Origin of the sequence: Arthrobacter sp. 2MCAF14, assembly GCF_052115645.1 — a bacterium.
GTDB lineage: Bacteria > Actinomycetota > Actinomycetes > Actinomycetales > Micrococcaceae > Arthrobacter.
The window spans coordinates 1-12,188 of sequence record NZ_JBFRHB010000069.1 but is presented as its reverse complement, the minus strand read 5'-3'; the positions used below and the strand labels follow the sequence as shown (position 1 = coordinate 12,188).

11 protein-coding genes are annotated in these 12,188 nt (G+C 64.0%); 5 read left to right on the top strand and 6 right to left on the bottom strand.

The window, feature by feature from the left end; genetic code table 11:
- The 3 genes from AB4074_RS24090 to AB4074_RS24080 all read left to right on the top strand — a co-directional run.
- Window positions 1-888 (top strand): zinc-dependent alcohol dehydrogenase (locus AB4074_RS24090; protein WP_441415642.1); only part of this gene is annotated, 888 nt, incomplete at its 5' end.
- On the top strand, window positions 888-1,304 hold the full coding sequence (locus AB4074_RS24085; protein ID WP_441415641.1) for a DUF779 domain-containing protein: 417 nt from the start codon (window positions 888-890) through the stop codon (window positions 1,302-1,304). The genes AB4074_RS24090 and AB4074_RS24085, both read left to right, overlap by 1 nt.
- Before the next feature lie 112 nt (window positions 1,305-1,416).
- Window positions 1,417-2,970 (top strand): amino acid permease, encoded by a 1,554-nt coding sequence (locus AB4074_RS24080; protein ID WP_441415640.1) that lies wholly within the window; start codon window positions 1,417-1,419, stop codon window positions 2,968-2,970.
- A 171-nt stretch (window positions 2,971-3,141) separates the two neighbouring features.
- Here the strand turns inward: AB4074_RS24080 and AB4074_RS24075 are convergent, their stop codons facing one another.
- The 3 genes from AB4074_RS24075 to AB4074_RS24065 all read right to left on the bottom strand — a co-directional run bounded on the left by AB4074_RS24075 (window position 3,142) and on the right by AB4074_RS24065 (window position 5,909).
- On the bottom strand, window positions 3,142-3,777 hold the full coding sequence (locus tag AB4074_RS24075; RefSeq protein WP_441415639.1) for a DUF2461 domain-containing protein: 636 nt from the start codon (window positions 3,775-3,777) through the stop codon (window positions 3,142-3,144).
- A gap of 160 nt (window positions 3,778-3,937) precedes the next feature.
- On the bottom strand, window positions 3,938-5,422 hold the full coding sequence (locus AB4074_RS24070; protein ID WP_441415638.1) for a catalase: 1,485 nt from the start codon (window positions 5,420-5,422) through the stop codon (window positions 3,938-3,940).
- Window positions 5,423-5,429: 7 nt separating this feature from the next.
- Window positions 5,430-5,909, bottom strand: a complete 480-nt coding sequence (locus AB4074_RS24065; RefSeq protein WP_236812396.1) for a Fur family transcriptional regulator — start codon at window positions 5,907-5,909, stop codon at window positions 5,430-5,432.
- Between the two features lie 193 nt (window positions 5,910-6,102).
- Here AB4074_RS24065 and AB4074_RS24060 point away from each other — a divergent pair, with 193 nt between their 5' ends.
- Both AB4074_RS24060 and htpX read left to right on the top strand, forming a co-directional pair.
- Window positions 6,103-7,374, top strand: coding sequence for an MFS transporter (locus AB4074_RS24060; RefSeq protein WP_441415637.1), 1,272 nt, complete (start codon window positions 6,103-6,105; stop codon window positions 7,372-7,374).
- A 171-nt stretch (window positions 7,375-7,545) separates the two neighbouring features.
- On the top strand, window positions 7,546-8,415 hold the full coding sequence (htpX, locus tag AB4074_RS24055; RefSeq protein ID WP_184738397.1) for a zinc metalloprotease HtpX: 870 nt from the start codon (window positions 7,546-7,548) through the stop codon (window positions 8,413-8,415).
- A gap of 54 nt (window positions 8,416-8,469) precedes the next feature.
- On the opposite strand, the gene efeB is transcribed toward htpX, so the two are convergent.
- From efeB to efeU, 3 genes are read right to left on the bottom strand one after another with little or no spacing between them, the layout of a single operon-like run.
- Window positions 8,470-9,840, bottom strand: coding sequence for an iron uptake transporter deferrochelatase/peroxidase subunit (gene efeB / locus AB4074_RS24050; RefSeq protein WP_441415636.1), 1,371 nt, complete (start codon window positions 9,838-9,840; stop codon window positions 8,470-8,472).
- Entirely contained in the window at window positions 9,837-11,048 is a 1,212-nt protein-coding gene (gene efeO / locus AB4074_RS24045) for an iron uptake system protein EfeO (RefSeq protein ID WP_441415635.1), read from the bottom strand. Before efeO ends, efeB begins: the two co-directional genes overlap by 4 nt.
- A 34-nt stretch (window positions 11,049-11,082) precedes the next feature.
- Entirely contained in the window at window positions 11,083-11,937 is an 855-nt protein-coding gene (gene efeU / locus AB4074_RS24040) for an iron uptake transporter permease EfeU (protein WP_441415634.1), read from the bottom strand.
- Window positions 11,938-12,188 lie beyond the last annotated feature (251 nt).

Here is a 12,188-nt window from a genome sequence, read left to right as displayed (position 1 = left end):
CTGCACGCCGCGGAGGGCGACTGGCCGGTCAAGCCCTCGCCGCCGTTCGTGCCCGGCCATGAAGGCGTGGGCGAAGTGGTGGCCCTCGGCGAGGGCGTCACCGACCTGGCCGTCGGGGACCTGGTGGGCAACGCCTGGCTCTGGTCCGCCTGTGGCGATTGCCAGTTCTGCCGGACCGGTTGGGAAACGCTGTGCGAGGCCCAGAAGAACGCCGGTTACAGCGTGGATGGCTCCTTCGGGGAGTACATGCTGGTGGACAGCCGGTTCGCGGCGAGGATTCCGGCAGGTTCGGACCCGGTGGAGGTCGCCCCGGTGCTGTGCGCCGGCGTCACGGTCTACAAGGGATTGAAGATGACCGAGGCCAAGCCGGACCAATGGGTCACCATTTCCGGCATCGGCGGCCTGGGCCACATCGCGGTCCAGTACGCGGTGGCCATGGGATTGCGGGTTGCCGCGGTGGACATCGCCGACGACAAGCTCGCCCTCGCCAAGAAACACGGTGCCGAGCTTACGGTCAACGCGTTGCACGAAGATCCGGCCGAAGTCATCCAGCGGGAAACCGGAGGCTGCCACGGCGTCCTGGTCACGGCAGTGCACCCTTCGGCATTCGGGCAGGCGATCGGCATGGCCCGGCGTGGCGGGACCATCGTCTTCAACGGACTCCCGCCGGGAGACTTTCCTGCGCCGATCTTCGAGATTGTGCTCAAGGGCCTGACCGTCCGCGGCTCGATCGTGGGAACGCGCCAGGACCTGGAGGAAGCGCTGGACTTTTACGCGCAGGGCAAGATCCACCCGACCGTGTCCACGAGGGAGCTCTCCGAGGTCAACGCGGTCCTTGACGAAATGAAGCACGCCAAGATCGACGGCCGCGTGGTGTTGAGGTTCTAATGCCCCACAACAGGCTTGACGCCGCAGTGACGCTGCCCGGGGAAGACTTTTCCCGGGTGGCGCTCACCGCCGTTTCCATCGAACTGCTCCGAAAGCTGTGGGAGCAGCACGGTCCGCTCATGTTCCACCAGTCAGGTGGTTGCTGCGACGGTTCCTCACCCATGTGTTACCCCGCCGGCGAATTCATCACTGGCGATTCGGACGTTCTCCTCGGACTTTTCGACATCGGCGAGCCCGAACGGGCGCAGCCCTTGGAGTTCTGGATGTCCCGGGAGCAGTTCAATTACTGGTCCCACACCCATCTAACGGTGGATGTAGTGGACGGCCGGGGGAGCGGCTTCTCCGTGGAATCGCCTGAGGGGAAACGCTTCCTTATCCGTTCCACCTTGATGGATTGGAACGTCCCCAAGCTCTGAAGACAGGCCGTGCTTGCGTCTCACGATTTGGGACAAATGTGGGGGTCCATTGGCTGGACACTACTCTTGATGAGTCTGTTTCTACCGCCTCATCAAGATTGTGGACTCTTCTATGAACCTCTTCCGGACCAAATCGATCGAGCAGTCCATTGCGGACGCCGATGAGCCCGGACGCAAGCTCAAGCGTTCCCTCAGCAGCTGGGATCTGATGATCATGGGCGTTGCCGTTGCAGTCGGCGCTGGGATCTTCTCGGTCGGCGCCAAGGCCGCTGCGAACTTTGCCGGCCCCGCCGTGACGATCTCCTTCGCCGTCGCGGCCGTCACCTGCGCCTTGGCCATCATGTGCTACGCAGAATTCGCCACCGCGATCCCGGTCGCTGGGTCCGCCTACGTCTTCACTTACGCCACCATGGGTGAAGTACTCGCCTGGATCATTGGTTGGAACCTCATCCTTGAACTGTTTACCGCTGCTGCCGTGATCGCCAAGTACTGGGGAATCTACTTGAGCAAAGTGTTTGCGCTCATGGGTGTGGATATGCCCCCGGCCTTGAATATCGCCGGCGTGGATCTCTATTGGGGCGCTTTCCTGATTGTCGCGATCTTCACGGTGCTCCTGGTGCTCGGCACCAAGCTGTCCGCCCGCGTGGGCAACGTCTTCACGCTGATCAAGATCGCAGTGGTGCTGTTCGTGATTGTTGTCGGCTTCACTTACGTGAAATTCTCCAACTACGCGCCCTTCGTCCCGGCATCGCAGCCTACCGGAGGCACAGACGGGGCGGATGTCATGAAACAGTCCCTCTTCGGCTTCCTCACTGGTGCGGTCCCGGCACAGTACGGAACGCTGGGCATCTTTGCCGGCGCAGCCTTGGTGTTCTTTGCCTTCATTGGCTTCGACGTGGTTGCTACCTCCGCGGAAGAGGTCAAGAACCCGCAGAAGACCCTGCCGCGGGGCATCTTCGGCGGCCTGGCGCTCGTCACGCTGCTGTACATCCTGGTCTCCCTCGCCCTGACCGGCATGGTTTCCTATACACAGCTGGCCGAAGCGAAGAACCCCACCCTGACCACGGCCTTCGAAGCCGTCGGAAACACCGACGCGGCCAAGGTCATTGCCTTTGGCTCCCTGATCGGTTTGACCACCGTCATCATGGTGCTGCTCATGGGCCTGGCCCGTGTGGTCCTCGCCATGAGCCGCGATGGTCTGCTTCCCCGCGCGCTGTCCAAGACGAGCGACAAGCGTTCGACGCCGGTCCGCCTCCAGATCATCTGCGGCGCGGCCGTGGCAATCGTCGCCGGTCTGACCAACGTGGATCTTCTCGAAGAAATGATCAACATCGGTACCCTCTCGGCCTTCGTCATGGTGAGCCTGGGCATCCTGGTCTTGCGTAAGAAGCGCCCGGATCTGAAGCCCGCTTTCCGGGTTCCGTTCGGCAAGGTGCTTCCCGTGGTCTCGGCAGTGCTGTGCGTCTACCTGATGACAAACCTGGCCGTGGAGACCTGGATCTTCTTCGCCATCTGGCTGGTAATCGGACTTGCAATCTACTTTGCCTACGGGCAGCGCCACTCCCGACTGAACGAGAAGTTCGCTTCGGCGAAGGCTGCGGTGTCCGGGAAGGCCGCTGTTTCCGACAAGAGCGGCGACGACGAAGACAGCCTCAGCAGGGTCTAAGCGACCGGATCGACCCACCCGACCCACCCGACCCCTTTCACGGTCCCCTCGAGCTTTGGACGCATGTTCCACGGCTCGAGGGGGCTTTCCGTTGGATCCAGGAGTTATGGCTCCCATGCGATTCCAAGGGTTACGGCTCCAAGGCACGGTCTGCTCCAACGACCCCAACGATTACGGAGCCGCGCGCTCGTTGACCCACTCCACGAGCGGGCGCAGTACCTCCCAGCGCGTCGCGATTTCTTCCTTGGCTGAGGGACGGGACATCCATTCCGGTTCGCCCAGGGTCATCCCAGCAGACAGCGATTTGTGCTTCAGGAGCTCGGCCCGTGGATGGTCTCTGTCGAAACCACGAGGCACGGTCTTGAGCTTCTCTCCTTCCACCGCGAAACCTGCCGCGGCGATGGCATCGACGATTTTCTGGAGTTCCTCTCCGCTGGCCGGCGAATCCGTGGCGGCACGGAACCGGGCAATCTGCTCCGGGGTGCGCGAGTGGCATCCGCCGCCGATCAACAGGCCGTCTGCACTGAGCTGGAGGTAGAAGCCCACGCCCTCATTGTCCGCTGCAAACGCTCCCTGTGCCGTCTTGTAGGGGGACTTGTCCTGGGAGAAGCGGATATCCCGGTTCGGACGGAAAACCTTGCCTGGCCCGAATCGTGGCTCAAGCTCCTCTAGCAACAGCGTCAGTGGCTCCTTCACGGCGGAGTCGTAGATGTCTTTATGCGCCAACCACCATTCGCGGTTGTTGTTCTCTTCAAGTTCGGCATAGAAGGCGATGGCCTCTGCCGGGATCCCGGTAAATGTGCTCATGTAAGGATCCTATGGATCACAATGCCGAGCTAGCCAGAGACATTCTCGGCTATGTGGAAAACCCGCCGCGGAACGGTAATCAGGCCCGCTATTCATGGGTATAAAAAAGCAACCCCGCCGCGGAGAATCCGCAGCGGGGTCGCCTCGTTTGTTGACGCTGTTACAGCTTGTTGGCTGCCTCTGCAGCCGACTCGCCTTCGCCTGCGCCGAGGTTGGCGCGCAGCTTGGCGCCGAGTTCAGCATCGACGTTGGTCCAGTACTGGATGGCGCGTTCCTTGATGCCGGGGCTCTTGACGCCGCCCACAGCGCCCGTGATGGTCTCCAGCAGGCGGGCCTTGGCGCCGTCGTCGTAGACCTCGCGGTACAGTGCGCCGGCCTGGACGAAATCGCCGTCCTCGGCGTGCAGGGAGTGTGCGGAGAGCGTCAGCTCGCCGTCGTTCTCCCAGCCACCGGCCGGGTTCTGCGGCTCAACAGCAGCCGGGCCACCCACGGAGTTCGGTGCGTAGACCGGAACCGAAGGAGCGTTGAACAGGTAACGTCCCGCGCCGTCCTGGCTGTAGTTGTTGACCTGGTTCTTCGGCTGGTTCACCGGGATCTGGGCGTGGTTGGTACCCACGCGGTAACGGTGTGCGTCAGCGTAGGAGAAAATGCGGGCCTGCAGCATCTTGTCCGGGGAGGCAGCGATACCCGGAACGAAGTTCGACGGCGCGAAGGTGGCCTGCTCGATCTGCGCGAAATAGTTCTCCGGGTTCTTGTTGAGCTCCATGGTGCCCACGTGGATCAGCGGGTAGTCCGAGTGCGGCCACACCTTGGTGAGGTCGAACGGATTGAAGCGGTACGTCTTGGCGTCCTCGTAAGGCATGACCTGGACGTGCAGTTCCCAGGACGGGAAGTTGCCGGCGGCGATGTTTTCCTGGAGGTCGCGGATGTAGAAGTCCGCGTCCGAGCCGGCCAACTCGGCGGCCTCGTCGCCGGTGATCGACTTGACGCCCTGGTTGGACTTGAAGTGGTACTTGACCCAGAAGCGCTCGCCTTCGGCGTTGATCCACTGGTAGGTGTGCGAGCCGTAGCCCTGCATTTCACGCCAGGAAGCCGGCAGGCCACGGTCGCCCATGAGCCAGGTGACTTGGTGTGCGGACTCGGGGGAGAGGGTCCAGAAGTCCCACTGCATGTCGGCGTCACGCAGGTGGGTGCCCGGGAGGCGCTTCTGGGAGTGGATGAAGTCCGGGAACTTGATGCCGTCGCGGATGAAGAACACCGGGGTGTTGTTGCCCACGAGGTCGTAGTTGCCCTCGGAAGTGTAGAACTTGACGGCGAAGCCGCGGGGGTCGCGCCACGTGTCAGGGGAGCCGTTCTCGCCTGCGACGGAGGAGAAACGGATGAGCATGTCCGTCTCGACACCGGGCTGCAGGAAAGCTGCCTTGGTGTACTTGGAAACGTCCGAGGACGTCTTGAAGGTACCGAAAGCGCCGCCACCTTTGGCGTGGACAACACGCTCCGGGACGCGCTCGCGGTTGAACTGGGCGAGCTTTTCCACCAGGTAGTGGTCGGTCAAAATGATGGCACCATCGGCACCAACGGACTGGGAATGCGCGTCCGAGGTGACGGGGGCGCCCGACTGGGTGGTCGAGATGTTCGCGGTCATCGTTCTCCTATTTCGTGGTTACTTGCGTTTGAGTAGGAAGCTGTTGTTTGGCCTGGCAGTCCTGGCAGATGCCTTGGTACAGGACGTCTGCGATCTGGATGGTCATGGGTTTGGAGTGCTCATCCCAGTGCGGGGTGAGGCAGGGGGCATGGCCTACGGCGCAGTCGACATCCTCCACCCGGCCGCAACTGATGCAGACGGCGTGGTGGTGGTTGTCGCCCACCCGAGTCTCGTACAGCGCGGGAGAGTGGGGCGGTTCGAAGCGTCGCAGCATCTGCAGGTCCGTGAGGTCGCTCAGCACCACATAAACAGACTGCGCTGTCAGTTCGGGAAGATCCTTGCGCGCGGCAGCCAGGATGCCTTCGGCCGGGGAATGTGGATTGTGCTGAACAGCCGCAAGGACCGCAAGACGCTGTTTGGTCACGCGGCGTCCGTGGGAATGCAGGGCGGAAGCCCACGCTTCCTGGTCTGCCGTGTGATCTGCCATACGCCCATTGAAGCACTTATTATGAGTACTTCACAATAAGGTGAGGCTAACTTCGGATGAACCCGCCGACGGCGGCCGGGACTCGGGCGCGCGACAGAGCCACGCGGCCCGACGGCGGCCCACACCGCAGCGGCGAGCCCCGCCCCACGCAGCGCCCCGGGAGGGCGGACGCGTTGGTGGGTAGGGTTGGACGGTGGCAAAACTCCTGGCTGACATGACCCCGCTTCGCGAAAGCCCCGCATTCCGCCGCCTGTGGCTGGGGTCTTCGGTATCGATGGTCGGATCCCAGCTGACCCTGGTTGCCGTGAGCCTCGAGGTCTACAGCATCACCCAACAGAGCCTCTACGTGGGCCTGCTCAGCATCTTTGCCCTGGTTCCGCTCGTGATTGCGGGTTTGTTTGGCGGCGCCCTTTCGGATGCCTATGACCGGCGGAAAGTCGCTATTGTTGCGTCCCTCGTTTTGTGGGCCTGCAGCGTGGCCTTGGCACTCCAAGCGTGGTTCCAGCTGAACAATGTCTGGATCCTGTTCCTCCTCGTCGCGATCCAGAGCGGCGCGCAAGGTATCAACGCGCCCGCGCGCAGCGCCATCATTCCCTTGCTGGTCCGGAAGGAACTGCTGCCCGCCGCCAACGCGTTGAGCATGCTCAACATGGGCATTTCCATGACGGCTGGCCCCCTGCTGGCCGGTGTGCTGGTTGCTTCGAGCGGTTTTGGCTGGACCTACACGATCGATGCCCTGAGCTTCGCCTTCGCGCTGTGGAGCCTCTTCAAGCTCCCCGCCCTTCCTGCGGCAGCGAACGCGTCGGCACCCGGCCTGCGCTCCGTCGTCGAGGGCTTCCGTTTCCTGGGCACCCGGCCCAACCTCCGCATGACGTTCATCATCGACCTCGTAGCGATGATCTGCGCCCAGCCGCGCGCCCTCATGCCCGCGATCGGAGCCACGATGATCGGGGGTGGCGACACTACCGTGGGTGTGCTGCTCGCCTCGGTGGCCGTCGGCGCCTTCCTGGCGGGACTATTCTCCGGGCCCCTGGGAAGGGTGCGGCGCCAGGGCAGTGCGGTGGTGTCGTCCGTGGCCGGATGGGGCTTCTCGATCGCAGCTTTCGGCCTGGTGGTGGTCCTTGCCGGGGACGCCGGGCGCGACGGGGTCACGCTGTTGATCATCCCGGCGGCCATGTGTTGCGCCCTTGCCGGGATCTCAGACTCCGTCAGCGCCGTCTTCCGCACCACCATCCTGCAATCGGCCACCCCGGACCACATGCGGGGACGGTTGCAAGGCGTGTTCATCGTGGTGGTTTCCGGTGGTCCTCGAGTGGGGGACATGCTCGCCGGTGGCGTCACCAAGGTCCTCAGCGAAGGTTGGGTCCTGCTCCTGGGTGGCGTGCTGTGCGCAGTTCTGGCGTGGCTCGTTGCGCGCGGGCAGCGCGGATTCCTCCAGTACGATTCGCTCCACCCGGTGCCCTAGTCCGCGCTCAGCCCCACGCCCAAGTAGCTGACAGTTGTTGTCGTTATAACGGCCCAGAACGACAACAACTGCGAGTTAGTTGGGCGGAACGTCCGGGCAGCCGTCGGCGTTAATCGGAACAGAACCAGCATGCAATGCAAGACAAAAGCCGTACTGCAAGAAAGTAATGAAGTGCATAATCATCACAACGGCCTGAAGACCGCAGCGCTATTCGGTGTGCTCTGGGCGGTGCTCTTGGGACTCGGAGCCGTGATCGGGGTGGGCACGCGCAGTGCGTCGCCCATCTGGATCATGGCACTAATCGGCATCGCGACAACGGCTTATGGATATTGGAACAGCGACAAGATCGCCATCCGGTCCATGGCCGCGTACCCGGTTTCGGAAGCGCAGGCTCCGCAGCTGTACCAGATCGTCCGGGAACTCTCCGTGCGCGCGAACCAACCCATGCCGCGGATCTACATTTCTCCGACCATGACCCCCAATGCCTTCGCCACGGGACGCAATCCGAAGAACGCCGCCGTGTGCTGCACCGCAGGCATCCTGAACTTGCTCGACGCGCGCGAGCTCCGCGGCGTCCTCGGGCATGAGCTCATGCATGTCTACAACCGCGACATCCTCACCTCGTCCATCGCGGCCGCCGTCGCCGGCGTCATTACCTCGGTGGGCCAGATGCTGCTGTTCTTCGGCGGCGGGGACCGGCGCAACGCCAACCCGATTGCCATGATCGCTATGGCGCTCCTGGCCCCGTTTGCCGCCTCGCTGATCCAGCTCGCCATTTCCCGCACCAGGGAGTACGACGCCGACCACGACGGCGCGGAGCTCACGGGCGATCCGCTGGCGCTCGCCTCAGCCCTCCGCAGGATCGAAGCGGGCGTGAAGCAAGTGCCGCTGCCACAGGATCAGCGCCTCGTGAATACTTCGCATCTCATGATTGCCAACCCGTTCCGCGGCGGTGCCATGACCAAGCTGTTCGCCACCCACCCGCCCATGCGTGAGCGCATCGAGCGGCTCGAACGGATGGCCGGACGGCCGCTTTCCTAGCCAGCGGTCCGGTAAGTCACCGAGTGCCGGTGCCGCGTCCGACGACGGGCGGCTTCACGCGAACAAGCCCTCACCAATGAAACCGCCCGCCTTTATGCCCGGAGGCACTGCGAACAGGCCCGAGCCCGTGTGCTTGAGGTACTCCAGGGCCAGCTTGTCGTTCTTCGCCATGGCCATCTGCATGGGCACGTAGTGCGTCCGCGGGTCCTTGACGAAGGCGATGAAGAACAGGCCCGCGTCGAGGTGGCCGAGCCCGTCCGAACCGTCGGTGTAGTTGTATCCGCGGCGAAGCATCTTCACACCGTTGTTCTGGTCCGCGTGCGCCAGACGGACGTGGGAATCGATCGGAATCAACGGCTCTCCGTCGCGGCCCTTGATCCCGAAGTCCGGCGCCGTGAATTCCTCTCCTCCGGACAATGGCGCTCCGGCACCCTTCGTGCGGCCGATCAGCCCTTCCTGTTCGCGGAGCGAAGTCCGGTCCCAGATCTCGATATGCATCCGAATCCGCCGGGACACAAGGTAGCTGCCTCCCGCCATCCACGCTTCACCCGGGTGGGTTCCGGCGGTGGCCCAAACATGCTCGTTGAGGAGTGCAGGTTCTTCGGCCTTCAGGTTGGCTGTGCCGTCCTTGAACCCGAAAAGGTTGCGTGCGGTCGTCTGGGCCCTGGACGTGGAGGAGGTCCGGCCGAAGCCCAGCTGGGACCAGCGGACGCGCACCTTGCCGAAGCCGATACGTGCGAGGTTCCGGATCGCATGCACGGCGACCTGGGGATCGTCCGCGCACGCCTGGACCACAATGTCCCCGCCGGTGCGTTCTGGCTGCAAGGCGTCGCCAGGGAAATGCGGCAGGTCGATCAGGGCATCGGGTCTGCGGCCCTCCAGTCCGAAGCGGGGCTTGCCATCCTTTTCGAAGAGGCCCGGTCCGAAGCCGAATGTCAACGTCAGCTTGCCGGCCGCCAGATCGAGGGCTTCCCCGGTGTCTTCCGGCGGCGCATCGTAGGGGCCGTCGACGGCGCCGGTCGCGCCGGTCGTGCGGCCGGCCGTCATGGCTTCGGCCGCAGCGGTCCAGTCTTTCAGGAGCTGGATTAGTGCCGCGCGGTCCTCGATGGTGACGTCGAAGGCGGCCATGTGGAGACGGTCCTGGGCGGGAGTGATGATGCCGGCTTGGCGTTCGCCATAGAAAGGAACCATGCTGCTTCCGGTACCTGCCGGGGCGGCCACTGCGGCCACTGCGTCATGGCTGAGGTATCCGGCGGCAAGGCCTGCCGCGGCACCGACGCCGCCCATGCCCGCGAGGGAGAACAGTCCCCGACGGGACAGGCCGCTCTTGTCGCCCTTGGCCGCCTTGGCGGCCCCGACGGCGGCAGCCTCCGTCCCGCCGTCGGGCACCTCAGCGGGCTCGTGGTTGAAAGGGCAGCCGCTCACAGGACCACGGCTGAGGTGAGCTTGGACAACGGCTCTCCCAGGGCGTCGACCAGTGCGGCGAGCTGCTGGACCTCAGCCGGACCGAGTTCGTTGTAGTACGCGAAGCCGTCACCCTTGGCGTGCTTCTTGAGCTCGGCCTGCAGGGCAGCGAACTTCTCGTCGAGGCTTGTGGCCAGGGCGGCGTCCTTCTGCGCAAGCGCGGGCTTGAGGTTTTCGAACGCGATCCGGGCGCCGTCGACGTTGGCCTGGAAGTCCCAGAGGTCGGTGTGGGACCAGATTTCTTCCTCGCCGGTGACCTTGCCGCGAGCGACTTCGTCCAGGAGTTCCTTGGCCCCGTTGCCGAGCTTGTCCGCGGAGAGGACCACAGTGCGGGTGCGCTTGCCGAGCTCCTCGGTATCGGCGACGAGCTGCGTGGCGATCTTGGCGCGCTCGGTGGCCGTCAGCGCCGTGTAACCTGCCGGCGGGAACAGGTCCTTCTCCGCGCGATGCCAGCCGGTCCATTCCTGGCCGGGCTCAAGGTCGGCTTCGCGGGCATCGAGCTTGGGGTCGAGGTCGCCGAAGGATTCCGCGACCGGTTCGATCCGCTCCCAGTGCATGCGGGTCGCGGCGTAGAGTTCGCGGGCTTTGGATGCGTCGCCTGCAGCGTAGGCATCGGCGAAGGCCTTGGTGCCGGTCACGAGCTGCTCGGTCTGGTCCTTGACGTAGGCCGTGTATTGCTGGACGCCGGTGTCCACGAGCGTCTGGAAATCGGCATCGACTCCGGTCTTGCTTCCGGAATCCGTGACTTCGAAGGCCCCACGGATACCGTCGCCCTGCATGCCAGGCTTGCACGCGGTGGTGTACTTGCCGGCAGGGGCTGTGATCACCAGGTTGCGGGTCAGGCCGGGACCGATGTTCTCCACTTCGCCGACGATCCGCAAGCCGTCCTCCGCGAGGAGGTAGAACTCGGTGATTTCCGTGCCTTCGTTTTTGACCGCGAAGCTCAGGTTGCCGCTGGCGACGCTCCCGGTAGAAACCTTGCACTCGGTCTTGGTGCTGGTGACCCGTATTGGTCCGGCGGAAGCGCTGGGGCCGGGCATCTTTGTGCTGTCCGTGCAGCCGGTGAGTACCAGCGGAACAGCGGCGGCCGCGGCGACGATGGCAAAAGACGTCCGACGGCGGGAGGTCATTTTAGGCAGCGCTATTTTGGGCAGGGGAGTGCCAGGCATGGGGTTTCCTTCTGTTGTGGAGTGCGAGAAGCGTCTAGGCGGCTTTGGCGGCCTGGGAAGCCGCGGCGTTGCCGGAAGATTTCGCGGGAGTGGAACCGTTGGCGCGGATGTAGAAGTAAAGCACCGGGATCACGTACAGCAGCCAGGCCCCGGCTTCGAGCCACGTGGTGGCAGGGGAAAGGTTGAGGGTGCCCTTGAGCAGGGTGCCGTACCAGGACGACGGCGGGATGGCTGCTGAGACGTCGAACGCGAGGTTGTGGAGCCCCGGCAGGATTCCGGCTTCCTGGAGGTCATGGATGCCGTAAGCGAGCACGCCGCCCGCGATCACGATGAGCCCGATGCCCGTCCAGGTGAAGAACCGGGAGAGATTGACCTTGAGGACCCCTCGGTGCAGCAGGTATCCAAGCCCGGCAGCAACGGCCAGGCCCAGCAGGGCGCCGAGCAGCGGCTGTGACGATTCGCCGGCGGCCTGGGCAGCGGCCCAAAGGAACAGTGCCGTCTCGAGTCCTTCGCGGCCCACCGCGAATGCCGCCACGACCACGAGGCCCCACGCGGCGCCGTCGGCCATTTTGTCCACTTGCGACTTCAGCTCGCCGCCGAGGCTGCGGGCAGTGCGCGCCATCCAGAAGACCATCCAGGTGACGAGCGCGACGGCGATAATGGACAATCCGCCCCCGATCGCCTCTTGCGCAGCGAAAGTCAGTCCCTGCGGACCGAAGGTGAGCAGGGCGCCGAAGGCGATGGAAACGGCCACGGCGATGCCGACGCCGGCCCAAAGCCGGGGGAGCAGCGAGCGGCGTCCGGTCTTGACGAGATAGGCCATCAGCAGGACCACCACGAGGGTGGCTTCGAGGCCCTCGCGCAGGCCGATCAGGAAGTTCGCGGTCATGTGGAATCTTTCGTTAGGGGAGCCACACTTAGGCTCGCCTAAGGAAGTACAGTACCCGTTTGATCCGATTACGCAAAAGAAGGGTTTCGTAATTATTTTGGGTGGTTGTCACGCAAAGCAGTCTTTTGGACTCCGTGGATCGGTGCAGCCGCGGAATCCGGGGTCTCCGCCAAGCCTTGACCCTAAAAAGTTGCGCGACGTGACAGGCTTAACCCGATTAACGACGACGGCGCGTTGCCCACTCTGGGGGC

Coding starts and splice junctions, on each gene's coding strand:
- AB4074_RS24080 (WP_441415640.1), top strand. CDS start 1,417: ATGAACCTCTTCCGGACCAAATCGATCGAGCAGTCCATTGCGGACGCC.
- AB4074_RS24070 (WP_441415638.1), bottom strand. CDS start 5,422: ATGACCGCGAACATCTCGACCACCCAGTCGGGCGCCCCCGTCACCTCG.
- AB4074_RS24075 (WP_441415639.1), bottom strand. CDS start 3,777: ATGAGCACATTTACCGGGATCCCGGCAGAGGCCATCGCCTTCTATGCC.
- AB4074_RS24065 (WP_236812396.1), bottom strand. CDS start 5,909: ATGGCAGATCACACGGCAGACCAGGAAGCGTGGGCTTCCGCCCTGCAT.
- AB4074_RS24085 (WP_441415641.1), top strand. CDS start 888: ATGCCCCACAACAGGCTTGACGCCGCAGTGACGCTGCCCGGGGAAGAC.
- efeO (WP_441415635.1), bottom strand. CDS start 11,048: ATGCCTGGCACTCCCCTGCCCAAAATAGCGCTGCCTAAAATGACCTCC.
- efeU (WP_441415634.1), bottom strand. CDS start 11,937: ATGACCGCGAACTTCCTGATCGGCCTGCGCGAGGGCCTCGAAGCCACC.